Here is a 24,187-nt window from a genome sequence, read left to right as displayed (position 1 = left end):
GCGCGCTTGCATCGGCGTCTCGCGCGGATTCGGCGCCTCCGGCGGGGTCGACTGCCGACGCCTGAAATCGCGGCCTGGAATGGCATATATTGTTGGTAAGGATGAGTACCGCAACGGCGCGGCCCCGATCTGCATCAGCCGCGCGGGTGCGGGTATGATGCCGGGCGCGGTGCCCTCCGCACCCGCTTCCGATGCCGCATTTTTTGCCACGAGAACCATCATGCCTGCCCAACACGACGAAGCACCCGGCGCTCACGACACGACGGACAAGCGGAAGCGCAAGGCGCTGTCCATGTCCGTGCGCAATCTCCTGATGGTCGCCATTGGCGTCGTGATGTTCACGATCGTGTCGGGCGTCGTGCTGTACAACCCGATCATGTACGGCGACGAGATCCCGAACTTCGGCATCATCCTGATGCTGACCGTGCCGGTCATCGCGGGCGTCGCGTTTCGGGTCGGGCTCGACGCGTGGCTCGATCGCGAGTGAGCGGCAAGAACGCCACCGCCTCATCCCATCATGCCGCCTTGACCGGCAATACGACCCACACTTCGAGGCCGCCGCCGTCGCGCGGATGAAACTGCAGGCCGCCGCCGTGCAGCCGCGCGATCCGATCGACGATCGACAGCCCCAGCCCCGTGCCGCCGCTATGCGCACGCGCATTGCGGCCGCGCTGGAACGGCGCCTTCAGCTTCTCCAACTCCTCCGCCGTCAAACCTTTACCGCGATCGCCGACCGCAACCGTGACCGCGTCCTGCGTCGCCCACGTGCGCACCGCAAGCCCGCTGCCGCCGTAGACGATCGCGTTCTGCATCAGATTCATCAGCAGCCGCATCATGCTGATCGGTCGATATCGAACGGCCGGCAAGCTGCCCAGCGACAGGTCGAACTCGTGCCCGAGCCCCGCGAAGTCGCCCGCGAGCCGTTCGATCAGCGCATTCAGATCGCCGGGCTGCGCTTCCTCGCGCTCGCCGCTGCCCGCGTAATCCATGAACTGCTGCAGAATCGTCTCGATCTGATCGAGATACGATTCGGCGGCGATGACGAAACTGCTGTCGGCCCCCTGCGGCATCGCCATCGCCATCGACAGGCGCAGCTTCGTCAACGGCGTGCGGATGTCGTGCGAGATGCCCGCGAGCATCAACGCGCGCGTCGCTTCGGCGTCCTGTAACGCGCGCGTCATCTGATTGAAAGCGCTGCCCACGGCGGCGATTTCGGCGGGACCGTCGGTCGGCAGCGGCGCGGGCAGGTCGCCGGCGCTGACGCGCCGCGCCGCTTGCGTGAGCTCGTGCAACGGTTCGTTCAGGTGCAGCTGGATCGCGTAGCCGGCGAGCGCGGCGAGCACGCCGAGACCCAACGACAGGAAGATCGCCGCTTCGAGGCCGCTGCCCTGCGCGTCCTCGGGAACCGGCAGCGCGATCCAGTATGGCGCGCCGGCCAACGAACCGGCCGCGTGGTCGGACCCGGCAGCCGGCGCATGCATGCGAATCCACAGCCGCTGCGCGCCCTCGGTCTGCCACCGCACGGGCATATCGGCGGGCAGATGCTTCTGCAGGCTGTCGATGAAAACGCCGCGCTGATAGGTGCTGTACACATGCAACAGATCGTGCGGCGGTGTGTCGGTCGCTTCGGGCGGCAACTGCTCGCGCGCGTCGAGACGCGCGGTCAGCGCCGCGCGCGAGGCGGGCGGAGTGGCCGCGAGCAGGTTGTCGAGCGTCGTCACATAGGTCGCGAACACGGCCGCCGCGCGTTCGACGCGTGGCCGCTGCACGTAATGCAGCAGCACGACGATCGAGCAGATCTGGCTCAGCATCACGAGCGCGATCAACAGCGCGATATTGCGCGCGAGCAGCGTGCGCGGCAGCAGTGCGCGCGACAGTGAGCGCATCATGATTCGACATCGGCGACGAGCATATAGCCGACGCCCCAGACGGTGCGAATGAAACGCGGCTTCGACGGATCGTCCTCGACGATCTGCCTCAGCCGCAGCACCTGTACGTCGATGCTGCGATCGAGCGCGTCATGGTCGCGCCCTCGCGCACGCGCGAGCAGGTTGTCGCGGCTCACCGCACGATTCGGCGACGACGCGAGCGCGACCAGCAGCAGCATCTGCGCGGAATGAATCTCGAGCGGCTCGCCCGCGCGCGACAGCTCCTGCTTGCCGATATCGAGCGTGAAGTCGCCGAAACGCACGCGCTGCGACGTCAGCGTGAGGTCGCCCGCGGCCATCTTCTGGCGGCGCAGCAACGCATTGATTCGCGCCACCAGTTCGCGCGGCAGAAACGGTTTCGCGAGGTAGTCGTCGGCGCCGGTTTCGAGGCCGGTCACGCGATCGAGCGGATCGCCCTTCGCCGTCAACATCAGGATCGGCAAGGTCTGCCCTTGAGCGCGCAGCTTCGCGCAGATCTCGAGGCCGTCCTCTTCGCCGATCATCAGATCGAGTATCAGCAGGTCGAACGGCTCGCGCTCCAGGTAGCGATTCAGGCGCTTGCCGTCCTCGGCCGCGCGCACGTCGAAGCCATGACCGCGCAGAAAGCGCAGCAGCATGTTGCGCAACTCGGCTTCGTCGTCGAGCACGATGATCCTGGCGGGGCGTTCCATCCGAAAGCTCCTCGATAACCGAGCCGCTCAGTGTGCGGCCCCGCGTTCCTGCATGAATGCCTCGATCTGCGGGAGCGTGATGTAGCCGGCCTTCTGCGTGTCGATCTCGTCGAAATGACGCGCCAGCCGCGGCATGCCGGCCGCTGCCTGGTCGCGCGTCAGCTTGCCGTCGTGGGTGGTGTTCGCGCTTGAAAAACGCGTTTGCAACTGCTGCTCCATGCGCTCCATCCGCTGCTGGCCGATATCTTGCGGCGCGGCGGCCTGAGCGAACGCGACGGTGGACGCGCAGCACAGCAGCACGGTGGCGAGCAACTTCTTCATGACTGACTCCTTCGGTTGGAACATCGACCGTCGCCTGCCTGCGTGCCGCGAGCCGTTTCGATGACAGGCCGAATTGTTGGTCAGACGCCGCGCGATCGCAATTCGAGAATCATGTCGAATCATGTCACGGCACCGGGTGCCGCTGCAGCTTGACATCGAATGAAATGAGTTCGCGGTTTCGTTTTGCGGACCTGCTGCGTATCGTTTCGTCTGCCGTTCGTCGACATCCACGTATCAGGAGTCCAAAATGACTATCCGTCTCGCCTGTTCTTCCGCTGCCTACGCGCGAGTCGTCGTGTATCTGCCCGCCGCCGTGGTCTACGCGCCGCCGCCGCGGCCGGTCTACTACCCGGTGCCGGTCAATCCCGTGTACGTATCGGCACCGCCTGTCGCCGTGCCTGTGGCGGCCGCGACCATCGTCGCGGCGCCGCCCGCGCTCAACTATGCGGTGGTGCCCGCGCCGAAGGTCAGCTATGCGCAACCGCTCGTGATCGCGCCGCGTTGAAAGCGCGCGCCGGGCCGTCGCGCGGGCGGTTGCGATCGCCCCGAGACCGGCCCACGCCGTTGACTCAGCATAGGACACGCGCCTCGCGGGCACGCCTGGTGAATTCCCGTTGTCCCGTTGAAAGGTGGAGCGCCGCGTAAAGCTTGCATGGAGTTTGGCGCTTCTTACCATCGCGCACCGCGCCAGGCGCGCGCTCGATGTGGCGCTCTGCGCCGGCACGGCTGATATTGACTACATATAGGCGGGATGGAACGGACCTTGCGATCCCTGTCAGGTTCGCGCGCCCCTTCCCACCTTCTTTCCTGGACCTTTGTGATGAGCTACCAAGATATCGACAAGGAAATCGCCCACCTCGAAGTCGTTTTCAACGCACTTTCTGGGCGCGACCGTTTTCCGTTGTCGTACTGGCATCGTCGGCTGCATGCGTTGAACCGTTCGTCGATGGTGCCCGCGCAACGCCAGCGCGTCGCCCACCTCGAAGCAAGGCTGCGCTCGGTCGGCGCGCGACTGGACGAGCTCGCCGGCGCGACGCGCGTCGGTTCCTGCACAAGCCCGCTGATGGCGGGCGGGTCCGGCATCGGTTCAGCCAGTTAATATCCGCGCCCCAAGCGCCAGCGCGAGCGCGGGCACCATCACCAGCGCGCCGACTTTCAGAAACTTCATGAAGCTGACGTCTTCGCCTTCGCGGCGAATCGCGTTGAGCCACAGGATCGTCGCGAGCGAGCCGGTGATCGACAGGTTCGGCCCGAGGTCGACGCCGATCAACAGCGCGTCGATCACGCGCTCGGGGCTATGCGCCTGCATCACGGTCGAACTCGCGATCAAGCCGGCCGGCAGGTTGTTGATCAGATTGCTGAGGAACGCGACGCTCGCGCCGGCCCACCCGGCCGCTTCCATTTCGTTGTGTTCGGTCGCGCGGCGCAACGCACCCGCGAACAGGTTGATCACACCGGTGTGATCGAGCATCTCGACCAGCACGAACAGCCCGGCGACGAGCGGCAACACGTTCCACGAAATTTCGCGCATCATCGGCAGCGGCGATCTGCGCTCCTTGATCAGCACGACGAGCGCGGTCAGCGTGCCGAGGATCGCGGTCGGCAGGCCGAGCTGGATGTCGTAGGCGGAGACCGTCAGCAGCGCGCCGGCCGTCACCGCGATGCCCGCGAGCGCGACGCGCCCGCTCGCCGAGAGCTCGACCGCGTCGAGATTTGCCTCGCAGACGCCAGCGAGCGCCTCGCGTTGCGTCCAGCGCAGCATCACGAAGGTCGCGGCGATCGACAGCACCGACGGCAGCGTGAAGCGCAGCATCCACGGTCCCAGCGGCGGCGTGTGATTGCCGTACAGCACGATGTTGGCCGGATTCGAAATCGGCAGCACGAAGCTCGCCGCATTGGCGACGAACGCGCAGACGAACAGCAGCGGCAGCGGCGGTGTCTTCGCTTTCTTCGCCGCCGCGAACACGGCGGGCGTCAGCACGACGGCGGTGGCGTCGTTGGAAAGAAACGCGGTGATCACCACGCCGAACAGATACACGAGCACGAACAGCTTGCGCGGCGAACTGCGCGCATGATTGACAGCGAGCACCGCGACCCAGTCGAACAGCCCTTCGCGGCGGCCGACTTCGGATAGCAGCATCATGCCGAACAGGAACAGATAGACGTCGGTGCCCTTGCCGATCGCTTCGACCGCGAGATGCAAGGGCAATAGGCCGAGGGCGACGAGCAGCACCGCGCCGGCGACGGCCCACACGGCTTCGGGCCATTTGAACGGCCGTGTGATCACGCCGGCGGTGGCGAGCGCGGCAATACTCCAGGAAAGAAAAACGGAATTCACGGCTTGACGCCCGGATATTGGGTTATGTCGGTGGCTGCGCAAAGCGCGCAACCTTGTTGTTCGGGGCAACAAATTACCACAGCGGTACCACGGCGAGCGCTCCATAGCAGTGTGCGTGCCTTCATGCGCGGACCTTTCAGCGCGCATGCCTCTCGACACGATTAACATCACCGCAACAACGATCTGTTCCCGCCCACCCGCCTATTCAGTTTGAATGGGCATCCCTACTATCCGCATTCTCACGCGGCTTCTCGCGAGCAACGGATAGAACACGATGCAAACACACGCTTGCGCTCCCACGCGCTACCACGGCGCGGCGATCGCACTGCACTGGCTGGTCGCCGCGCTGATGATCTGCGGCTTCTACATCGGCTGGATCATGACCGATATCCCCGGCTTCACGCCGACGAAGCTCAAGTACTTCTCGTGGCACAAATGGATTGGCGTGACCGTGTTCGCGCTGGCGCTGCTGCGGGTGCTGTGGCGCGCGACGCATCGCGCGCCCCCGCTCGATGCCGCGACGCCCGCGTGGCAGAAGGCCGCCGCGCATCTGGTGCACGGTCTGCTGTATCTGCTGATGCTCGCGATTCCGCTGTCCGGCTACTTCTACAGCTCGGCGGCCGGCATTCAGGTCGTGTATCTGGGCATCGTGCCGCTGCCGACGATCATCGGTCCCGATCAGGCGCTGAAGGCCGCGCTACGCACGCTGCACGTGCTGCTCAATTACGCGCTGCTCGCGCTCGTGATCATGCACGTGCTTGCGGCGCTCAAGCATCAGTTCGTCGATCGCGACGGATTGCTCGCGCGCATGGTGCCGTTTCTGAAGACCCGCACATAACGATATGACGGCTTGAAGAAAGCCATAACTCCTGTCGATTGGTTACGACTGGTTGGCAATCAAATTCCTCGCGGTGTGCAATCAGGCCGCGAAGCTCGGATAGGATGCGTACCATCATGAAGACACCTTTTTATCTCTCCACTCGTCGCGCGACGCTCGCTTCTTTGGCGGTGCTTGCGCTGCTCGGCGCGAACCTCGCGCACGCCGACGTCGACCTCGCGAAAAGCAGCGTCATCGCCACGACCAAACAGATGAACGTGCCCGTCGACGGCAAGTTCAGAAAGTTCTCCGCGCAACTGAATTTCGATCCGGCGAAGCCTGCCGCGGGCAGCGCGAACGTGTCGATCGACACCGCGAGCTACGACCTCGGCGCCGACGACTACAACAAGCAGGCGCAAGGCAAGGAATGGTTCGACAGCGGCGCCTTCCCGAGCGCGACCTTCGTGTCGAGCTCGATCGCGCCGGCTGGCGGCAACCAGTACAAGGTGACCGGCAAGCTGACGATAAAAGGCAAATCGCAAACGGTCGTCGTGCCGGTCGTGATCGCGAGCCAGGGCGCCACGCAAACGTTCGACGGCTCGCTGCCGATCAAGCGCACGCAGTTCGACGTCGGCACCGGCGAATGGAAAGACACGTCGGTGGTCGCCGACGAAGTCGTCATCAAATTTCATCTGGTCGCGGCGAAGCAATAACCCACCACGCCGCAGCACCGCTTTACCCTTCGACCTCTGGAGTCCAACTTGAAGCAATCCTTCCTGCTCGCCGTCGGCGCGCTCGCCGCTGCATGCTCGTTCAACGCGATGGCCGCCGCCGAAACCTACCTGCTCGATCCGACGCACACGTCGCCGAGCTTCGAGACCGACCACTTCGGCGGCCTGTCGATCTGGCGCGGCAAGTTCCAGAAAAGCAGCGGTACCGTCGTGCTCGATCGCGCGGCGAAGACCGGCACGGTCGAGGCGACAATCGACATGACCTCGGTCGGCATCGGCAACGACAAGCTCAACGAGGAACTGGTCGGCGACAAGTTCTTCGACACCGCGAAGTTCCCGACCGCGACCTACAAGGGCACGCAGATCCGCTTCGACGGCGACAAGCCGGTCGAAGTGATCGGCACGCTGACGCTGCACGGCGTCACGAAACCGGTCAACCTGAAGATCGAATCGTTCAAGTGCATCCAGCATCCGGTGCTGAAGCGCGAAGTGTGCGGCACCGAATCGGTCGCGACGTTCAATCGCGACGATTTCGGCATCGATTTCGGCAAGGCGTACGGCTTCAACATGAAGACCACGCTGCATATCCAGGCCGAAGGCATCAAGCAGTAAGCGCATCACGCCCGGCACGGCCGGGCGCCGAACTACTGGATCGCGGGCTGCGCCGGCGCGTGCGACGCGCGGCGCGCCTCCAGCCATGCGACCAGTTCCTCGCGGCGCATGGCCTTCGCGAACAGCCAGCCCTGTCCGTACTGAACGCCTCGGCGCAGCAGATACTCGACCTGCTCGTCGCGCTCGATTCCCTCCGCCACGATCTCGACCCCTAATTCGTGCGCCATGTCGATGATATGCGGCGCAACGATGCTCGACGCCGCCTGTTGGGCGATCGTGTCGACGAACGATTTGTCGATCTTCAGAGCGTCGATCATGAAAGTCTGCAAATACGCGAGGCTCGAATAGCCGGTGCCGAAATCGTCGATATGGACTGGGTGGCCGGCGCTTCGGAAGGCCGCGATCGTCTGCCGGGTCGCATCGGCGTTCAGGCAACTGCGCTCGGTCGCTTCGATCCTGATCTGCGCGGGACGCAGGCCGGTTCCGGCGAGCCTCGCGGTGATCAGGTTAAGAAAGCGCGGCGTGCGCAGATCCTCGCCGCTCACGTTGAATCCGCTTTCTCAACAACGCGTTGAACGACACGCGTGCGGCCGGCCGCGCCGGCCCTGACCGGAGGCGAGCGCGGCAAGGTACCATTACGGGCTGGCGGCGTCGCGACGCGCGCCGTCACCGCTTTCGTTCATTGCCATCGCCCGCTTCAACTCCCATGAATTCGCCAACCCGCCGCATCGCGCACCTCGACATGGACGCGTTTTACGCGTCCGTCGAACTGCTGCGCTATCCGGAGTTGCGCGGGCGCGCGGTGGTGATCGGCGGCGGGCGCAACAGCGCGCCGCAGGTGCTCGAAGACGGCAGCAGGCGCTTCGCGAAGCTGCGCGATTACGCGGGCCGCGGCGTCGTGACCACCTCGACCTACGAGGCGCGCGCGCTCGGCGTGTTTTCGGCGATGGGCATGATGAAGGCCGCCGCGCTCGCGCCCGACGCGATCCTGCTGCCGACCGACTTCGATTCATACCGCCACTACTCGCGTCTTTTCAAGGCCGCCGTCAGGACGTTCTCGGACCGCATCGAGGATCGCGGCATCGACGAGATCTATATCGACCTGACCGACCTGGCGGGCGAACCGGCCGACATCGGCCGGCGCATCAAGGACGCCGTTCATCAGGCCACCGGTCTCACGTGTTCGATCTGCGTCGCGCCGAACAAGCTGCTCGCAAAGATCGGCTCCGAACTCGACAAGCCTGACGGCCTGACGATCCTCACGCCGGCCGATATACCGCTGCGCGTATGGCCGCTGCAGGTACGCAAGGTCAACGGCATCGGCCCGAAGGCCGCGCAGAAGCTGACCACACTCGGCCTCGCGACGGTCGGCGATCTGGCCGCCGCCGACGCCGGGTTGTTGCAGGACAACTTCGGGCGCAGCTATTCCGCCTGGCTGATGCAGGTCGCGCAGGGTCACGACGAGCGGCCCCTGGTGGTCGAATCGGAGCCGAAGTCGATCAGCCGCGAGACCACGTTCGAGCGCGATCTGCATCCGCGCCACGATCGACCGGCGTTATCGAGCGCGTTTACGGGGCTCTGCGTGCGTGTCGCCGACGATCTCGTGCGCAAGGGTTACGTGGGCCGCACGATCGGCATCAAGCTGCGCTACGACGACTTCCACACCGTCACGCGCGACCTGACGCTCGACGAACCGACCGCCGACGCGACCGAAATCCGCCGCGCGGCGACCGAATGTTTGCGACGCGTGGAGTTGAACCGCAAGCTGCGGCTATTGGGCGTGCGCATCAGCACGCTGACGTCGGCCAGCGAACAGGCGCTGAAGCCGCGCCTGCCGGTTCAGGCCGACTTGCCTTTCGCGAGCGACGAATAGGCGCTGTCGCCGGCGACGCCGGTCGCGTTCGCACGCATGGCCGGCACGTCGCCCGACGTGGACCGCGCCGACGCCGCCACCGAAAACGAGAACGTGTTGACGCCGTTGGCGCTGTGCGCGGACACGGTGCCGCGATGCATCTCCGCGATCGCCTTCACGATCGCGAGCCCGAGCCCGTGGTTTTCGCGGCTATTGGTGCGCGAGACTTCCGCGCGATAGAAACGGTCGAACAGATGTTCGAGGACGTCCGGCGCGATCGGCTCGCCAGGATTTGCCACGGCGACGCGCACCTGGTCGCGCATCGGTCCTTTCCCGCGCGCGATCGTCACGCTGATCGACGCGCCCGGCTCGCAATGCTGGATCGCGTTCATCAGCAGGTTCGTGCACGCGCGGCCGAATAGCGACCGGTTCACGCGCGCGAACGCATCGCCGTGCAACTGCGCATGCACGTGCGCCTCTTCGAGCGGAATCTCCAGAAACTCGAGCGTATGCGCGAGTTCCGCCGCGAGCGACACCTCGACGAGCCCCGTCGCGCGTTCGCCCTGATCGGCGCGCGCGAGGAACAGCATGTCGTTGATGATCGTGCGCATCCGCTCGAATTCTTCGAGATTCGATTGCAGCGTGTGGCGCAGATCGTCGACCGAGCGGTTGCGCGTCAGCGCGACCTCGGTCTGGCCGATCAGGATCGTGACCGGCGTGCGCAGTTCATGCGCGACGTCCGCGTTGAACGATTCGAGCCGGCCGTAGGCGCCGTCGAGCCGTTCGAGCGCGCCGTTGAACGAGTTCGCGAGGTCGTTCAGTTCGAGCGGCAGCGACGCCGTATTGAGCCGCTGCGAGCGGTTGTTCGGGCTGACCGCCGATGCGTCGCGCGTCAGACGCGTGAGCGGTGCGAGACCGATGCGCGTGACCGAGTAGCTGAGCAGCAGCACTGCGAGACTGCCGAGCGCGGACAGCGCCGCGAGCGCCGAGCCGAACACGCGCATCGTGCGCAGGTTCGGTGAATAGCTCGACGCGACCTGCAACTGCACCGGCGGCCGCGCGGCGTTGGCGGGCAAGGTCACCGTCGAGGTCAGCATGTCGGGGCCGCCGCCCGCCGGCGCGATGCGCGCATAGCCGCCCGGCCAGCTCTTCGTGACGGTGCCCTGCACCGGCGTGCCGAAGTGATAGCTCGGGTCCGCGCTCGTCACCGAGTACACGGTGCTGCCGTCGTGCGGCGTCATGTCGGTGAGTTTTTCGCGGCACATCCGCCATTTTTCGGGCGTCACCGCGTGATAGACGATAATGCGCGCGATCTGCGTGCGATCGTCGAGCGACTCGCGCAGATGATGTTCGAGCTGCGTGCGCAGCACCAGAAAGAGCCCCGTGCCGACGAGCGTAAACACGAACAGCGCGACCAGCGCGAACATCGACGCGAGACGGCGGGCAATCGAACGGTTCATGATGTCTCGGCCTCTTCGCGCACTTCGAGCACGTAGCCCATGCCGCGCACCGTGTGCAGCAGCTTCGACGGGAACGGGCCGTCGAGCTTCGCGCGCAGCCGCTTGATCGCGGTTTCGACGACGTTCGTGTGGCTGTCGAAGTTGACGTCCCACACGAGTTCGGTGATCGCGGTCTTCGACAGAATGTCGCCCTGACGGCGCGCGAGCACGCTGAGCAGTTGAAACTCTTTGGCGGTCAGGTCGAGGCGTACGCCGTCGCGCGTCGCGCGGCGGCCGATCAGATCGACGAACAGATCGCCGACGGAAATCAACGTGGACTCCTGCGAACGCGTGCGGCGCGCGAGCGCATGCAGACGCTCGACCAGTTCGAGGAACGAGAACGGTTTGGTCAGGTAGTCGTCCGCGCCTTCGCGCAGGCCGCGCACGCGGTCGTTCACGTGATCGCGCGCGGTCAGCATGATGACCGGCGTCGACTTGCGCATGCGCAGCGCCTTCAGCACGCTGAAGCCGTCGCGCTTAGGCAGCATCACGTCGAGGACGATCACGTCGTAATCGAATTCGGTGGCCAGATGCATGCCTTCCTCGCCGTCGAGCGCGACATCGACGACCCAGCCCTGCTCTGTCAAACCGGAGCGCAGGTAGTCCACCACCTTGTGCTCGTCTTCAACGATCAGCAATTTCATCCGCGTCCCCATGCCACGTTTGGCGGTCAACTGTCCATTATACGAAACGCCCCTAATGCCTCGCGCCGATCCCACTCCCTCGGCATGGAAGCTCTGCCGGGCGATTCAGTGTGCAGGAGCCGGCATCTCCCTCTGCTGCGCGCCGCCGGCTGGCGCTTGCTGCGGCGATGCCGTAGCACTGGCGACGTTCGCTGTCGCGTTCGTACGGGTAGCCTCGTTCCCGGCCATTGCGCCACCTTGCGCGCCGCCCTCCCAGCCGCCGCCGAGCGCCTTCACGAGCGCCACCGACAGCGTCAACTGCTGGCCGTGAATCTGCACGTCCGTGCGCTCGTTGGTCAGCAGCGACTCCTGCGCGTCGATCACGTTCAGATACGCGACGAGGCCGCCCGAATAGCGATCGTTCGCGAGCGACAGCAGCCGCTGCGCGTCCTCGACCGCCTCGCGCGACTGCTTCGCCGCGCCGTCGAGCACCGACAGTCCTGTGATGCCGTCCTGTACCTGCTGGAACGCGCTCAGCACGGTCTGCCGATAATTCGCCTCGGTCGCCTTGTAGCCCGCGCTCGCGTACTGCACGTTGGCCGCGCGCCGGCCGCCGTCGAAGATCACTTGACCGACCGTCGCGCCGAGCGTCCACATCAGCGTCGGCGCGCTCAGCAGATTGGCGAACTCGGTGCTCTCCCAGCCGATGCCCGGCGTCAGCGTGAGGCTCGGGAAGAACGCCGCCTTGGCCACGCCGATCTGCGCGTTGGCCGCCGCCATCGCACGTTCCGCCGAGGCGACGTCGGGACGCCTTTGCAGCACGTCGCTCGGCACGCCGAGCGGTACGGTCGGCGCCTTGATGTCGAGCACCTTCGGCTCGATCGCGAACTGCGGTGCCGGCACGCCGACCAGCGCGGCAATCGCATGCTCGAACTGCGCGCGCTGATTGAGCAGCAGTTGCGCCTGCACGCGCGTCGAATCGAGTTGCGATTTCTGCTGCAGCACGTCGAGGCCCGATACCGAACCGAGATCGTGCTCGGTGTTCACGTAGTCGAGCGCTTTCTGCTGCAGCTTCACCGACTGGTTCAGCACGTCGATCTCGCGGTCGAGCTCACGCAGCGAGAAGTAGTCGGTGGCGAGGTCGGTCGTCAGCACGAGGCGCGCGTTCGCGAGATCGTCCGCCGACTGTTCGGCCGACGCCTGCGCGCCCTCGACCTGACGACGGATGCGGCCGAACAGATCGGTGTCGTAGCTGATCGTCGGCCCGAGCTGGAGGTTGTTCTGCACCGTCGATTCGGTCGGCGTCGCGTAGTTCGTCAGCGGCCGGTCGTGCGAAATACGGAAGCGCGAGGCCTGTGCGTTGAAATCGACTTCCGGCACGCGCTGCGCGCTGGTGTTCGCGAGCGTCGCCTTCGCCTGCTCGTAGTGCGCGCTCGCCGCGGCGAGCGTCTGGTTCTGCGCGAGTGCCTGGGTTTCGAGCGTCGCGAGCGTCGGGTCGGCGAAGCCCGTCCACCAGTCCGGCGCGATCGGCGCATGCGACGGCGCGGCGACGCGCCAGAACGAATCGGTGTGCCATTCGGGCGGCACTTCGGCCTGCGGCCGCTGATAGTCCGGGCCGACCGTGCACGCGGCGAGCAGCGCCGCGCCGGCGCACGCGCTCAGCGCGGTGAAGACAGTGCCACGCGTACGCGCCTGGCGTGAAGCCGCGAACATCACGACGCCCCCTTGCCGTTCTTCTGCAGCGGCTGCACCTGCACGTGATCGCCATCGGCAATCGAATCGCTCGGGTTGACGATGATGCGATCGCTCGGCGAGATACCGCTTTCGATTTCGAGCTGCTGTCCGAGGTCCACCGCGATCACGACCTTGCGCAGGCTCACGTTGCCCTTTGCATCGACGACCGCGAGGCGCGGACCCTCCGCGCGAAACAGCAGCGCGTTGCCTGGCACCGTGAGACGCGCATGCGCGGCGGCCGGCACCGCGACCTGCACGTACGCGCCGGGGCGCAGCTTGTCGTCGGGATTCGGCAGCGTCACTTCGATCTGCAACGAGCGCGTGGGTACGTCGATCGCGCCAGAAATATGCGTGATCTTGCCGTTGAACTGCTGGCCCGGCAGCTCGGCCTGCGTGACCACGACCTTCTGCCCGACCGCGACGTTCTGCGCGTAGGCCTGCGGCAACTGCACATAGACGCGCAACGGGTCCGATTGAGCAAGCGCGAACAACGCACGGCTCGTGCCGCTGCCCGCGTCGATCAGATCGCCGACGTCGACGTTGCGCTGCGTGACTACGCCGGTAAACGGCGCGACGATCCGCTTGAACGATTCGAGCTGCTGCAGACGCTTGACGTTCGCATCGGCGGCCGCGAGATTCGCGAGGTCCTGCGTGTACGTGCTTTGCCGTTCGTCGAGCTCCTGCTGCGACACCGCATCGCGCTGGCGCAGCTGCTGCCAGCGTTCCAGCGAGGTCTTCGCGAGCGCGAGGCTCGAATTGATCTGCTGACGCTGTGCCAGAGCCTGCGCGAGTTCCTGGTCGATTTCCGGCGTATCGAGCTCGGCGAGCAGTTGCCCCTGCTTCACGTGGGTGCCGATGTCGGCGTACCAGTGCAGCAGATAGCCGGTCGCGCGTGCGTAGATCGGCGACTCGACATAGCCGCGCAGCGTGCCCGGCAGCAGCGTGTCGCCGCCGCCCTCGGTCTGGGTCGGCGTGACGACGTTCACGTACTGCGTGGCGTTCTGCTGCGCGATCGCCGCGACTTCGCGGTTTTGCAGCACGTTCGCGATCACGGTGCGAAGTGTGCCTGCCACGAGCAGCACGAGCACGATCACGACGGCGATCTTCGCGCGCTTCCATTCGCGATGGCGCGGCGGCAGCCGGTGCTCTCCTTCTTCGGTTTCCCGCGCGGGGATCGCTAGCGATGCATGAGTTTTTTCGGTCATCTCAGTCAACCATCGTTTAACTTTTACGCGGGCGTCGCCGCACTGCTGGGTTCCGGTGCGGGGGTGTCACTATGGCCGCCACTGCCACTGCCACTGCCACCGCCATCGTCGCCGGCGTCGCCACCGCCGTTGTCGTCGTCGCCGCCGTTCTTATGACGGCGCGCGAGCCACGAATGAATTCCCGCAAACACGAGCGGCACGAAAAACAGCGTCGATACGGTCGCGAACAGCAACCCGCCGATCACCGCGCGGCCAAGCGGCGCATTCTGCTCGGCGCCCTCGCCGAGACCGAGCGCCATCGGAATCATGCCGATGATCATCGCGAACGCGGTCATCAGCACCGGACGAATCCGGCTCGCGCCGGCTTCGAGCGCGGCCGTGAGCGGCGGCGCGCCGGCCGACAGCCGCTGACGCGCGAACGCGACCATCAGAATACTGTTCGCGGTCGCGACGCCCATGGTCATGATCGCGCCGGTCAGCGCCGGCACGCTCAGATGGGTGCCGGTCAGGAACAGCATCCACACGATGCCCGCGAGCGCCGCCGGCAACGCGCTGACGATGATCAGCGGATCGACCCACGACTGGAAGTTCACGACGATCAGCAGATACACGAGCACGATCGCCATCGCGACGCCGATGCCGAGCCCAAAGAACGAACTGCGCATCGTCTGTACCTGGCCGCGCACGGTGATCGTGCTGCCGCGTGGCAGCGAGCCGCGCACCTCGTCGACGATCTTGTCGACCTGATTCGCCACGCTGCCGAGATCGCGCTTTTCAACGCTCACATACAGATCGATCACCGGACGGATGTTGTAATGCGTGACTTCCGCGAACTGGCTCTTCGGCGAGATCTGCACGAGGTTGCCGAGCAGTTGCGTCGGCCCGTTCATCGTGGCCGAGACCGGGGTGCGCAACAGTTCGTCGATCGAAGACACCTGGTACTGCGGCGTCTGCACCGCCACCTTGTATTCCACGCCGTTCCTGTTGTTGACCCAGAAGCCCGGCGACGTCTGCGAGCTGCCCGACAGCGAAACGAGCACGTTCTGCGCGACGTCGTTCGCGGTCAGGTTCAGTTGTTGCAGGCGGGTGCGGTCCATGTGCAGATCGATCACCGGTTCGTCGAGCTTCTGCTGGATATGCGTGTCGACGGTGCCGGGAATCAGTCGCACCTGCTTCAGCAGCTTGCGCGCGACGTCGAGGTTGCCCTGCTGATTCGCGCCCGAAATCTGCACGTCCACCGCGGCAGGCAGGCCGAAGTTCAGGATCTGCGTGACGATATCGGCCGGCTGAAAGAAGAACTCGACGCCCGGGAAACGCTGCGGCAGGATCGCGCGCAGCTTGTCCATGTAGATCTGCGACGGCTTGTGGCCTTCGTTCAATGCAATCTGGATCTCGCCGTCGAGCGTGCCCATCGTGCCCGCATTGCTATACGACAGATTGATGCCGCTATACGGTACGCCGAGGTTGTCGAGAATCGTGCCCAACTCCCTGGGCGGCACGACTTCGCGGATCACCTTCTCGACCTCGTCGGCCAGCCGCGCGGTTTCTTCGATACGCGTGCCGGTCGGCGCGCGCATGTGCAGACGGATGTCGCCCGCGTCGACGCTCGGAAAGAAGTCTTCACCGAGTGCAAAGAACAGGCCCATCGACAGCACGCAGAAACCGAGGAACAGCGCGCCGAACATCTTGCGACGCACGAGCAGGCTGCTCAGGATCATGATGTAAGTCGCGCGCATGCGCTCGAAGCCTGCGTCGAAGCGGTGATACAGACGCATGAACAGATTCGGCTTCGTGCCCGCCTTAGGCTTGTGCGCGTGGCCCATCAGCAGCATCGCGAGCGTCGGCACGAGCGTACGCGACAGGATGTACGAAGCGAGCATCGCGAACACCACCGCTTCCGCGAGCGGCACGAATAGATAGCGCGCGACGCCGGTCAGGAAGAACATCGGCACGAACACGATACAGATACACAGTGTCGAGACGAGCGCCGGCACTGCGATTTCGCCGGCGCCTTCGAGAATCGCATCGTGCAGATTCGTGCCCAAGTGCAGGTGCCGCTCGATGTTCTCGATCGTCACGGTCGCGTCGTCCACCAAGATGCCGACCGCGAGCGCGAGGCCGCCCAGCGTCATGATGTTGATGGTCTGCCCGAGCGCGTGCAGCACGATCAGCGACGACAGAATGGACAGCGGAATCGAGATCGCGATGATGCAGGTGCTGCGCCAGTTGCCAAGGAACAGCAGGATCATCGCGGCGGTCAGCGCGGCGGCGGCCAGCGCTTCGCGCACCACACCCTGCACCGCCGCCTTCACGAATACCGACTGGTCGAACAGCGCGGTGATCTGCAGATCCGGCGGCAGCGCGGCGCGCGCGGCCGGCAAAATGGCTTTCAACGTATCGACGATCGACAGCGTCGACGCGTTGCCGTTCTTCAGCACCGACATCAGCACGCCGCGATGACCGTTCTGCCGCACGATGTTGGTCTGCGGCGAGAAGCCGTCGCGCACATGCGCGACTTCACGCAGGTAGGTCGTCGCACCGTTGACGGTGCGCACCGGAATGTCGTTGAGACCTTCCAATGTCGGCGGCGACCCGTTCATTTCGACCGTGTATTCCTTCGGCCCGATCTTGGCCGTGCCGGTGGGCAGAATCAGGTTTTGCGCGTTGAACGCGTTGACCACGTCGGCAGGTGTCAGGCCCTTGGCCAGCAGCGCGCGCGTGTCGAGGTCGACCGAGATCAGCCGCGATTTGCCGCCATACGGATATGGCACGGCCGCGCCCGGAATCGTCACCAGTTGCGGTCGCAGGAAGTTCAGCGCGGTGTCGTTGAGATCCTGCTCCGAGAGTTTCGGACTCGACAGGCCGAGCTGGATGACTGGAATGCTGGAAGCCGAGTAGCTGATGACCAGCGGCGCGGTGGCGCCCGGCGGCATCTGCTTCAATTGCGCCTGCTCGATGGCGACCGTCTGCGCGATCGCCGTCTGGATGTTCGCGTTCGGCTGCAGAAACACCTTCAGGATCGCGATGCCGGGGAGCGATTGCGATTCGATATGTTCGATGTCGTTGACCGTCGTGGTCAGACTGCGCTCGTTGACCGACGTGATACGGGTGGCCATGTCTTCGGCCGACAGCCCCGTATACGTCCAGATGATGCTGACGACCGGAATGTTGATATCCGGCAGCACGTCGACGGGCATGGTGAACAGCACGAAGGGCGTCGCCAGCACGATCAGAATTGCCATCACGATGAACGTGTATGGCCGCTTAAGCGCTACGTTGACGATCCACATTGAAACGGGCCAGAGAAAATGCGGGTGGAGGGAGGGATTGAATCTGCGCTTATGCTAGATCGATGGCACCAACGCCTGCATGGCATGAAAATGGCGAAATCGTCAGGAAGCTTGTTGAAAGCAAATGCGCCATTTTTGGAGGCGAAGGGCTCTCGCCGAATTAGCTGCGAATTAGCCGCAAAGCAAACGTTTGTTGAATAAATTTACGCGCAGTTAATGAAACGTTTGCTGATACGCGGCACGTTTTTTGGCTGAATAATATGAAACATGCTTTCAGATTGATTCGCACGACGGGGCAATTTTGCTCCGTGCGGCCATCCCCTTCAACGAAAATAGGCCGGTCAACCTGAATGGTCGACCGGCCTTCATTTGCAGTCATCCGTATCCTGGCGTCAACGCCCGCGACGCTTATTTGGCGAACAGCGACGACATATCGGCGAACGCCTTGAACTCGAGCGCATTACCCGACGGATCGAGGAAGAACATCGTCGCCTGCTCGCCGACCTCGCCCTTGAAGCGCACATGCGGCTCGATGATGAATTCGATGCCGGCCTTCTGCAGTTTGTCCGCGGCGGCCTGCCATTGCTCCATCGACAGCACCGCGCCGAAGTGGCGCACCGGCACCGCGTCGCCATCCACTGCGCTGGTATGACGGTGACCGACTTCGTCCGGCGCCAGATGCGCGACGATCTGATGACCGTAGAAATTGAAATCGACCCATGCGTCCGAACTGCGCCCTTCCGGGCAGCCGAGCAATTCGCCGTAGAACTCGCGCGCGGCGGCGAGGCTATGAACAGGAAACGCCAGGTGGAACGGCGGCAAAGCGGTTTCGGCAACGCTCATGATAGGAGACTCGCTGGGGTGGATGTGAGGATGAATTACGCTTGGCACGACTGGCAACCGGTTCAGTTGAAGCAAAGTTTAATCATGAATAAAAATGTTGAGAAACGATATATATTTGACCTGACCATCATCAAAATCGATTGATCGATCATGCTCAGCGAGTTGAAAACCTTCATCGCCGTCAGCCAGTACGGCACGTTCTCCGGCGCGGGCGCGCGCATCGGGCTCACGCAATCGGCCGTCAGCGCGCAGATGCAGCGGCTCGAACAGGAACTCGGCTTTCAGCTGTTCGACCGCACCGGCCGCTCTGCGACGCTCAACGAGGCGGGCCGCGAAACGCTCGCGCTCGCAGAGGAAATGATGACGCTCTATGCGCGGCTCTCCGAGCGCAGCGGCGGCGCCGCCGAAAGCGGCATGCTGCGGGTCGGCGCGATCGCGTCCGCGCAGGTGTCGCTGCTCGCCGACGCGCTCGCGCGCTTTCGCGACGACCGTCCCGGCTGGCGGATTCGCGTGGTGCCGGGCGTGTCGCTGGGGCTGCTCGGCCAGGTCGACTCGGGCGAGCTCGATCTGGCCGTCATCATCAAACCGCCGTTCGCGCTGCCGTCGGAACTCGAATGGCGCACGCTCGTCGCCGAACCGTTCGTGCTGCTCGCGCCGAAACAGCTTGCGCGCGGCGGCCGCTCGTGGCGCGAACTGCTGCGCAGCGAGCCGTTCATCCGCTACGACCGCGCGTCGTTCGGCGGACGGCTGGTCGACCGTTTTCTGCGGCGCGCGCGCCTTGGCGTGCGCGATGCGGTCGAGCTCGACGAATTGCAGGCGATCGTGCAACTGGTCGCGCGCGGCATGGGTGTCGCGCTGATTCCGAATACGGCCGGGCTCGGCAAATGGCCAGCGAGCGTCGTCGCACTCGAACTCGGCGATGCGAGCTTCGAGCGCGAGATCGGGCTCGTACTGCGGCCGCGGCATAGCCGGCCGGTGGTCGCCGATGCGTTGGCGGAGTGTATTGCGAGCGCGGCGCACGGTTGAGCGCTTTGCACGCCGCATTCGATGCGAGTTCGCTTCGGGTTCGCATCGAGTGTGCTGCCATACGTACGCGCAACTGTATCTGTGAGTCGCGCGCGACGGCGCGCAGAATCGTTGCTTCATTCAACCGGCTGTGTGGCGCGTTGCATTGCGTTGTCGAACACGCGCTTCGCCCTTACATTTGCCCGCCATGATCGTTAGCCCTCTGCTCACCGCCGATGTCCTGATCGCCTACAGCGCCTATTTCGTCGGCACCGCGAGCCCTGGGCCGAGCAATCTCGCGATCATGTCGCTCGCGATGAGCGCGGGCCGACGCGCGGCACTGGTGTTCGCGCTCGGCGTGGTGTCGGGCTCGTTCTCATGGGCGCTGCTCGCGTCGCTCGGCTTGTCGGCAGTGCTCGCCGCCTACTCGGAATGCCTCGTCGCGATCCGGATCGCGGGCGGCTTGTATCTGCTGTGGCTCGGCTTCAAGTCCGCACGCTCGGCGTGGAGCGCCGGCAAGCCGGCCGCGAGCGCGGCGCGCGTCGACGAACCGCTCGGGCGACTCTATCTGCGTGGCCTTTTGCTGCATCTCACGAATCCGAAAGCGGTGCTGGTGTGGCTGTCGATCGTGTCGCTCGCGATGTCGCCGGTACACGGCGCCGCGCACGTGACGCCGGTCGTGCTGGGCTGCATGGTGATCGGCGCGACGGTATTCAGCAGCTACGCGGTGCTGTTTTCGACGGCGTCCGCACGCCGTGTCTATACGGCGATCCGGCGCTGGCTCGATGGCTCGCTCGCGGTGATGTTCGGCATTGCGGGGGTCAAATTGTTGACGTCGAAGAGTTGAGGTGGGTCGGGCGCGTCTGGGTCGCCCGAGGCCGCGCTCTGCGATACTGGCGGTTCGGCTCCATCAACGACGGCACCCACCCACGCAACGATGAACGGCAACGACTACGACGCACCTTCTTCCAACCAACGCTCGCCGCTGCAAAAGCGGCTCTATCTCACCGGCGCGGCGATCCTGGTCGTCAGCCTGATCGCCGCGGTGCTCATCTACGTGAGCGTGCCGCCGCCCGATAGCGCGGTCGCGATGTACGGCATGGTCGATCCTCGCTATCAGATCGAGCTACAGCAAATCGGCGGCAACGCGGCAGTGCTGATGGCGCAGTTGCATCAATGGTTCGATAGCTTGTGGCATGGTGCCAGGCTCGCTTATACGGTCGCGGCGCTGGGCGCCGCGCTCGCGGCTGGCTGCATTTTCATCGGCCATTTTTTCGCGGACGATTGAGTCGCGAGGCGCTCGCATCGAGGCGCTCTCGTACCAAGACCGAGTCACCGCCTGCGTTGTTCTTCTAGATATCGAAGTACAGATAAAACTCCCATGGATGCGGACGCAATTTGATGGTGTCGATCTCGCGGCTGCGCTTGTAGTCGATCCAGGTCTGGATCACGTCGTCGGTAAAGACATCGCCTTTGCGCAGGAACGTGTTATCGGTTTCGAGCGCGGCCAGCGCCGCGTCGAGGGAGCCCGGCACCTGCCGTATATTGCGCGCTTCTTCGGGCGGCAGATCGTAGATGTTGCGGTCGAGCGGCTCGCCGGGATCGGTCTTGTTTTCAATGCCGTCGAGGCCGGCCATCAGCATCGCGGCGAAAGCAAGATATGCATTGGCCGACGGGTCCGGACAGCGAAATTCGACGCGCCGCGCGTTCGCCGAATCCGAATACATCGGAATGCGCGCCGCGGCCGAACGGTTGCGCTGCGACATCGCCAGATTGACGGGCGCCTCATATCCGGGTACCAGGCGTTTGTATGAATTCGTCGTCGGCGCGCAGAAGGCCATCAGCGCGGGTGCGTGCTGGAGCAATCCGCCGATGTACCAGCGGCACAGGTCCGAAGTCAGCGCCCAGCCGCCCGCGTCGTAAAAGAGGTTCTGTTCGTCTTTCCACAGGCTCTGGTGACAATGCATGCCGCTCGCATTGTCGGCGAACAGCGGCTTCGGCATGAAGGTTGCGACCTTGCCGTGCCGACGCGCGACGTTCTTGCAGATGTACTTGTAGATCATCACGTTGTCGGCCATGCGGGTCAGCGTCGTAAAGCGCATGTCGATCTCGTTCTGTCCCGCGGTCGCAACTTCGTGGTGATGCACTTCGATCTGTACGCCCGCCTGCTGGAGCGTCAGCGCGATTTCCGAGCGGATCTCCTGCAGCGTGTCATGAGGCGGCACCGGAAAATAGCCCTCCTTGTAGCGCTGCTTGTAGCCGAGGTTGCCACCGCCGTATGCGCCTTCGTCGCGACCGGTGGTCCAGTCGCCCTCGCCCGACTCGACGTAGTAGTAGCCGCAGTGCTGATCCTGGCCGAAGCGGATGGAGTCGAAGATGAAGAATTCGAGCTCCGGCCCGAAATAACACGTCGTCGCGATGCCCGTCTGGCGCAGATAGTTCTCCGCCTTTTTCGCCACGTAGCGCGGATCGCGCGAATACGGCTGGCGCAGCACGGGATCGACGACGTCGCAAATCATCGACAGCGTCGGCGTGCCGCAAGCCGGGTCGACGAAGGCCGTCGCCGGGTCAGGCCGCAGCAGCATGTCGGACTCGTGGATCTCCTGAAAGCCGCGGATCGATGAACCATCGAAACCGATGCCGGCGCTGAACAGGTCGTCGTGAACCTCGGGAAGCGTGATCGAAAAATGCTGCCAGAGTCCGGGCAAGTCGGTGAATTTCAGATCGACCATCTGAATATCGCGCGCTTGCAGCAGGCCGATCACATCGCTTGCGCTTTGTGGTCGCGTGACGCGATAGCTGCCCGCTTCGACGGACGCCGCAAACGGCGATCCGGTGGTTCCTTGCGTACTGGCCATGAACTTTGCCCTCTTCCGCCCCATTACCGCCCGTGTACTTATAGTCCAACGTTAGTACGTCCACGCGCGAAAGCAAGGCGGCAGTGCGTGGACCTAGCGGTCTTGCTCCAGTGCCTTCAAATGAGCCTCGCCGGCATCTCTGGCAGCGGCGGAGGTCGCATACGTCTCGTCCGAAACGAGCGAGCGTTTGACCTCACGGGCCGCGAAGTCGACCAGCGTGATGACCCAGACATGCTCGCCACTCTGCTCGGCCGTTTGCACGAAAGCGCGCACGTCGCCCTTGTCCTCTGATTTCATCGTGACCTCCTTGTGGAAAAGTCGCGCGAAAAAAGGGGAGCGCGACAATAAAGCCGTTCGCGAGCCGCGGGTGCTTTCCTCACGGAGCGCGTAGCTTGATCTTAGGCAATGGAATCGGTCCAATGACAGTTTTCTCGCTTCCGATGCCGAGCACAGCCGATGGGTTCGGCGGTGAAAGCGGCTTGCCCGCAATCATCTAAAGTCCTCATCGAGACCCTGTCGGCAGGCGCGGTTGCGCCGGTCGAGTAACGCGGACGGGCGTTCGACTGGGCGAGCCGTCTCCCCCAGGGACCTCAGTCGCGGAAATCGAGCTCATTCAGCTTGCGGCGTGGAACGGCGTTGGCCAGTCCGTCTTGCGAACGAGATGAGCGCCGCCCGAGGCAATTCTTCGACTGAAAGCGCCCATAGCGAATACGCAACGCTGCGCTGGAACAACAAGCCGACAGCAGCCCGAAGCTGCCCCTTGCCCAGCGCGTACACCGAGTCGGTCACGGCGACGGCACCGTGCATCAGAATGCTGGCATGCCGGTAGCATCCCATCATGCAGTCATTGCAGGGTTGCCGTTGATCGGGCAGGCGGTCGAGGTCGAAGACGGAGCCCATCGGCTCAGGCCACGCCTCGCAACGCCAAACATCGAGGTTCCAGTCGATATAAAAGTACTTGCTGCCACCGATGCATGGAACCAGTTGCTGTTCGCCGCGCACGAAACGCGCGACCTCGGCCAGCGCAGCGCTCGGGTCCATAACACGGAAATGCTTCTTGAGGCGCGCGATTGCGCTCAACGCTTCGAGTAGTTCGTCGGTGTTCAGGTCGACGAGTTTCGATTCTTCGTCGTAAACAAGCGACGTAGATCCAAACGCCTCGCGCCGTGGATAGGAAAAAACGACGGCATCGAAGCCAAGCCGGTTGAGCGTCTCGGGAAGCAACTCGTAACGGACCAGTCGGCTCACCGTAATCGATGCGCAGACCTCGATGCCGAAGCTATGGGCCTGACTGATGCCGTCGCGGATGCGGGCCTCGAGACCGCGCAGACCGCGATTGCGCTCATGCTCGCGCATGTCCGCGCTATCGATGGAAATCAGCAGACGCCTGAGGCCGGCGGCCGCCAGTGGCTTGATGTAGCGGGGAAGAAACCAGCCGTTCGTGATCACGCCGCACTGCATGCCGGCCTTGGTGGCCGAAGCCACGAGCGATGCGATCTCGGGATGAACCAGCGGCTCGCCTCCCTGCAGCGTCATGTAACGAATCCGGCGTCTGCGCAGGATCGGCAGTGCGCGCGCGAACTCATCAGGGTCGAGATAACGACGTGGCCCCGCCAGATTTTTCTCGCGAGAGAACCCGCAGAAATCGCATGCGGCGTTGCAAACGTTCGTCACCGATACGTCGCACACTGCGGGCAGCGGATTGCGCGGTTCGCTGCCGACACCGTCAGCATGCCGCTGATCGCGCCACTTGATGATCCGCTCTGTCGTATCCATGGGACCCTCATGGCCTACCGACGAATTCGGCAAGAAGCTTCGCTTACGCCATCCCACAAGGCGACGGGAGGATCGGCGAACGAA

Annotated in this window: 23 protein-coding genes and 1 pseudogene; 10 read left to right on the top strand and 14 right to left on the bottom strand. The window is 64.3% G+C overall.

The genetic code is table 11. The features are described 5' to 3' along the window. Positions 1–220: 220 nt before the first annotated feature. Positions 221–487, top strand: a complete 267-nt coding sequence (locus OKW38_RS35840; protein ID WP_429365250.1) for a hypothetical protein — start codon at positions 221–223, stop codon at positions 485–487. Between the two features lie 28 nt (positions 488–515). On the opposite strand, the gene OKW38_RS35835 is transcribed toward OKW38_RS35840, so the two are convergent. From OKW38_RS35835 to OKW38_RS35825, 3 genes are read right to left on the bottom strand one after another with little or no spacing between them, the layout of a single operon-like run. After that, positions 516–1,889, bottom strand: coding sequence for an ATP-binding protein (locus tag OKW38_RS35835; protein ID WP_429334101.1), 1,374 nt, complete (start codon positions 1,887–1,889; stop codon positions 516–518). Further along, positions 1,886–2,599: a response regulator gene (locus OKW38_RS35830; protein WP_090806371.1), complete on the bottom strand. Its 714-nt coding sequence runs from the start codon at positions 2,597–2,599 to the stop codon at positions 1,886–1,888. The genes OKW38_RS35835 and OKW38_RS35830 overlap by 4 nt, the downstream gene beginning before the upstream one ends. Positions 2,600–2,626: 27 nt before the next feature. Next, positions 2,627–2,920 (bottom strand): hypothetical protein, encoded by a 294-nt coding sequence (locus OKW38_RS35825; protein ID WP_090810110.1) that lies wholly within the window; start codon positions 2,918–2,920, stop codon positions 2,627–2,629. A gap of 247 nt (positions 2,921–3,167) precedes the next feature. Here OKW38_RS35825 and OKW38_RS35820 point away from each other — a divergent pair, with 247 nt between their 5' ends. Together OKW38_RS35820 and OKW38_RS35815 are read left to right on the top strand one after the other, a co-directional pair. Next, positions 3,168–3,425 (top strand): hypothetical protein, encoded by a 258-nt coding sequence (locus OKW38_RS35820; RefSeq protein ID WP_429365249.1) that lies wholly within the window; start codon positions 3,168–3,170, stop codon positions 3,423–3,425. Between the two features lie 315 nt (positions 3,426–3,740). Beyond that, complete coding sequence (locus OKW38_RS35815; RefSeq protein WP_090806375.1) at positions 3,741–4,019, top strand: hypothetical protein; 279 nt, start codon at positions 3,741–3,743, stop codon at positions 4,017–4,019. Here OKW38_RS35815 and OKW38_RS35810 read toward each other — a convergent pair. Beyond that, positions 4,008–5,258 carry an arsenic transporter gene (locus OKW38_RS35810; protein ID WP_429365248.1) on the bottom strand — a complete coding sequence of 417 codons (1,251 nt, stop codon included), beginning with the start codon at positions 5,256–5,258 and terminating at the stop codon, positions 4,008–4,010. The genes OKW38_RS35815 and OKW38_RS35810 overlap by 12 nt on opposite strands. 274 nt (positions 5,259–5,532) lie before the next feature. Between OKW38_RS35810 and OKW38_RS35805 the strand changes: the two genes are divergently transcribed. The 3 genes from OKW38_RS35805 (at position 5,533) to OKW38_RS35795 (ending at position 7,418) form a co-directional block, all read left to right on the top strand. Further along, the gene (locus tag OKW38_RS35805) at positions 5,533–6,096 is read left to right on the top strand and encodes a cytochrome b (protein WP_429365247.1); all 564 of its coding nucleotides are present in this window, start codon (positions 5,533–5,535) and stop codon (positions 6,094–6,096) included. A 116-nt stretch (positions 6,097–6,212) separates the two neighbouring features. After that, positions 6,213–6,788 carry a YceI family protein gene (locus OKW38_RS35800; RefSeq protein ID WP_429334105.1) on the top strand — a complete coding sequence of 192 codons (576 nt, stop codon included), beginning with the start codon at positions 6,213–6,215 and terminating at the stop codon, positions 6,786–6,788. Between the two features lie 48 nt (positions 6,789–6,836). Then, entirely contained in the window at positions 6,837–7,418 is a 582-nt protein-coding gene (locus OKW38_RS35795; protein WP_429365246.1) for a YceI family protein, read from the top strand. Positions 7,419–7,450: 32 nt separating this feature from the next. On the opposite strand, the pseudogene OKW38_RS35790 reads toward OKW38_RS35795, so the two are convergent. After that, positions 7,451–7,966: pseudogene (locus tag OKW38_RS35790) on the bottom strand (EAL domain-containing protein); the annotation flags it as partial. Positions 7,967–8,124: 158 nt separating this feature from the next. Between OKW38_RS35790 and dinB the strand changes: the two are divergent. Beyond that, entirely contained in the window at positions 8,125–9,291 is a 1,167-nt protein-coding gene (dinB, locus tag OKW38_RS35785; protein ID WP_429365245.1) for a DNA polymerase IV, read from the top strand. On the opposite strand, the gene OKW38_RS35780 is transcribed toward dinB, so the two are convergent. The 6 genes from OKW38_RS35780 to OKW38_RS35755 all read right to left on the bottom strand — a co-directional run bounded on the left by OKW38_RS35780 (position 9,258) and on the right by OKW38_RS35755 (position 18,464). Beyond that, positions 9,258–10,730 carry a heavy metal sensor histidine kinase gene (locus OKW38_RS35780; protein WP_429334107.1) on the bottom strand — a complete coding sequence of 491 codons (1,473 nt, stop codon included), beginning with the start codon at positions 10,728–10,730 and terminating at the stop codon, positions 9,258–9,260. The genes dinB and OKW38_RS35780 overlap by 34 nt on opposite strands. Continuing rightward, positions 10,727–11,413, bottom strand: coding sequence for a heavy metal response regulator transcription factor (locus OKW38_RS35775; RefSeq protein WP_018424874.1), 687 nt, complete (start codon positions 11,411–11,413; stop codon positions 10,727–10,729). Before OKW38_RS35775 ends, OKW38_RS35780 begins: the two co-directional genes overlap by 4 nt. A gap of 105 nt (positions 11,414–11,518) precedes the next feature. Further along, positions 11,519–13,105, bottom strand: coding sequence for an efflux transporter outer membrane subunit (locus tag OKW38_RS35770; protein ID WP_090806389.1), 1,587 nt, complete (start codon positions 13,103–13,105; stop codon positions 11,519–11,521). Next, entirely contained in the window at positions 13,105–14,331 is a 1,227-nt protein-coding gene (locus tag OKW38_RS35765; protein WP_090806391.1) for an efflux RND transporter periplasmic adaptor subunit, read from the bottom strand. Before OKW38_RS35765 ends, OKW38_RS35770 begins: the two co-directional genes overlap by 1 nt. A 23-nt stretch (positions 14,332–14,354) precedes the next feature. Further along, entirely contained in the window at positions 14,355–17,621 is a 3,267-nt protein-coding gene (locus tag OKW38_RS35760; protein ID WP_429365244.1) for an efflux RND transporter permease subunit, read from the bottom strand. 408 nt (positions 17,622–18,029) lie between these two features. Next, positions 18,030–18,464, bottom strand: a complete 435-nt coding sequence (locus OKW38_RS35755) for a VOC family protein (protein ID WP_008918388.1) — start codon at positions 18,462–18,464, stop codon at positions 18,030–18,032. 150 nt (positions 18,465–18,614) lie between these two features. Here OKW38_RS35755 and OKW38_RS35750 point away from each other — a divergent pair, with 150 nt between their 5' ends. From OKW38_RS35750 to OKW38_RS35740, 3 genes are all read left to right on the top strand, one after another. Beyond that, entirely contained in the window at positions 18,615–19,490 is an 876-nt protein-coding gene (locus tag OKW38_RS35750; RefSeq protein WP_187613976.1) for a LysR family transcriptional regulator, read from the top strand. A gap of 187 nt (positions 19,491–19,677) precedes the next feature. Continuing rightward, positions 19,678–20,316 carry a LysE family translocator gene (locus OKW38_RS35745; RefSeq protein ID WP_429365243.1) on the top strand — a complete coding sequence of 213 codons (639 nt, stop codon included), beginning with the start codon at positions 19,678–19,680 and terminating at the stop codon, positions 20,314–20,316. Between the two features lie 90 nt (positions 20,317–20,406). Then, positions 20,407–20,757, top strand: a complete 351-nt coding sequence (locus OKW38_RS35740) for a hypothetical protein (protein WP_429365242.1) — start codon at positions 20,407–20,409, stop codon at positions 20,755–20,757. A 64-nt stretch (positions 20,758–20,821) separates the two neighbouring features. Here the strand turns inward: OKW38_RS35740 and glnA are convergent, their stop codons facing one another. The 3 genes from glnA to OKW38_RS35725 all read right to left on the bottom strand — a co-directional run bounded on the left by glnA (position 20,822) and on the right by OKW38_RS35725 (position 24,103). After that, positions 20,822–22,327 carry a type I glutamate--ammonia ligase gene (gene glnA / locus OKW38_RS35735; RefSeq protein WP_429334113.1) on the bottom strand — a complete coding sequence of 502 codons (1,506 nt, stop codon included), beginning with the start codon at positions 22,325–22,327 and terminating at the stop codon, positions 20,822–20,824. A 93-nt stretch (positions 22,328–22,420) separates the two neighbouring features. After that, entirely contained in the window at positions 22,421–22,624 is a 204-nt protein-coding gene (locus OKW38_RS35730; protein ID WP_090806402.1) for a hypothetical protein, read from the bottom strand. 312 nt (positions 22,625–22,936) lie between these two features. Continuing rightward, positions 22,937–24,103: a radical SAM protein gene (locus OKW38_RS35725; RefSeq protein ID WP_429365241.1), complete on the bottom strand. Its 1,167-nt coding sequence runs from the start codon at positions 24,101–24,103 to the stop codon at positions 22,937–22,939. Between the last annotated feature and the right edge of the window lie 84 nt (positions 24,104–24,187).

The organism is Paraburkholderia sp. MM5496-R1, assembly GCF_050436205.1.
Taxonomy (GTDB): Bacteria; Pseudomonadota; Gammaproteobacteria; order Burkholderiales; family Burkholderiaceae; genus Paraburkholderia; species Paraburkholderia tuberum.
This window is presented reverse-complemented; position numbering and strand designations above follow the sequence as displayed.

Excerpts from the sequence above, each read along its gene's own strand:
- OKW38_RS35745 (WP_429365243.1), top strand. The coding sequence starts at position 19,678 with ATGATCGTTAGCCCTCTGCTCACCGCCGATGTCCTGATCGCCTACAGC.
- glnA (WP_429334113.1), bottom strand. The coding sequence starts at position 22,327 with ATGGCCAGTACGCAAGGAACCACCGGATCGCCGTTTGCGGCGTCCGTC.
- OKW38_RS35760 (WP_429365244.1), bottom strand. The coding sequence starts at position 17,621 with ATGTGGATCGTCAACGTAGCGCTTAAGCGGCCATACACGTTCATCGTG.
- dinB (WP_429365245.1), top strand. The coding sequence starts at position 8,125 with ATGAATTCGCCAACCCGCCGCATCGCGCACCTCGACATGGACGCGTTT.
- OKW38_RS35805 (WP_429365247.1), top strand. The coding sequence starts at position 5,533 with ATGCAAACACACGCTTGCGCTCCCACGCGCTACCACGGCGCGGCGATC.
- OKW38_RS35775 (WP_018424874.1), bottom strand. The coding sequence starts at position 11,413 with ATGAAATTGCTGATCGTTGAAGACGAGCACAAGGTGGTGGACTACCTG.
- OKW38_RS35750 (WP_187613976.1), top strand. The coding sequence starts at position 18,615 with ATGCTCAGCGAGTTGAAAACCTTCATCGCCGTCAGCCAGTACGGCACG.
- OKW38_RS35765 (WP_090806391.1), bottom strand. The coding sequence starts at position 14,331 with ATGACCGAAAAAACTCATGCATCGCTAGCGATCCCCGCGCGGGAAACC.
- OKW38_RS35830 (WP_090806371.1), bottom strand. The coding sequence starts at position 2,599 with ATGGAACGCCCCGCCAGGATCATCGTGCTCGACGACGAAGCCGAGTTG.
- OKW38_RS35815 (WP_090806375.1), top strand. The coding sequence starts at position 3,741 with ATGAGCTACCAAGATATCGACAAGGAAATCGCCCACCTCGAAGTCGTT.
- OKW38_RS35825 (WP_090810110.1), bottom strand. The coding sequence starts at position 2,920 with ATGAAGAAGTTGCTCGCCACCGTGCTGCTGTGCTGCGCGTCCACCGTC.
- OKW38_RS35740 (WP_429365242.1), top strand. The coding sequence starts at position 20,407 with ATGAACGGCAACGACTACGACGCACCTTCTTCCAACCAACGCTCGCCG.
- OKW38_RS35820 (WP_429365249.1), top strand. The coding sequence starts at position 3,168 with ATGACTATCCGTCTCGCCTGTTCTTCCGCTGCCTACGCGCGAGTCGTC.
- OKW38_RS35730 (WP_090806402.1), bottom strand. The coding sequence starts at position 22,624 with ATGAAATCAGAGGACAAGGGCGACGTGCGCGCTTTCGTGCAAACGGCC.
- OKW38_RS35800 (WP_429334105.1), top strand. The coding sequence starts at position 6,213 with ATGAAGACACCTTTTTATCTCTCCACTCGTCGCGCGACGCTCGCTTCT.
- OKW38_RS35840 (WP_429365250.1), top strand. The coding sequence starts at position 221 with ATGCCTGCCCAACACGACGAAGCACCCGGCGCTCACGACACGACGGAC.
- OKW38_RS35725 (WP_429365241.1), bottom strand. The coding sequence starts at position 24,103 with ATGGATACGACAGAGCGGATCATCAAGTGGCGCGATCAGCGGCATGCT.
- OKW38_RS35835 (WP_429334101.1), bottom strand. The coding sequence starts at position 1,889 with ATGATGCGCTCACTGTCGCGCGCACTGCTGCCGCGCACGCTGCTCGCG.
- OKW38_RS35770 (WP_090806389.1), bottom strand. The coding sequence starts at position 13,105 with ATGTTCGCGGCTTCACGCCAGGCGCGTACGCGTGGCACTGTCTTCACC.
- OKW38_RS35780 (WP_429334107.1), bottom strand. The coding sequence starts at position 10,730 with ATGAACCGTTCGATTGCCCGCCGTCTCGCGTCGATGTTCGCGCTGGTC.
- OKW38_RS35755 (WP_008918388.1), bottom strand. The coding sequence starts at position 18,464 with ATGAGCGTTGCCGAAACCGCTTTGCCGCCGTTCCACCTGGCGTTTCCT.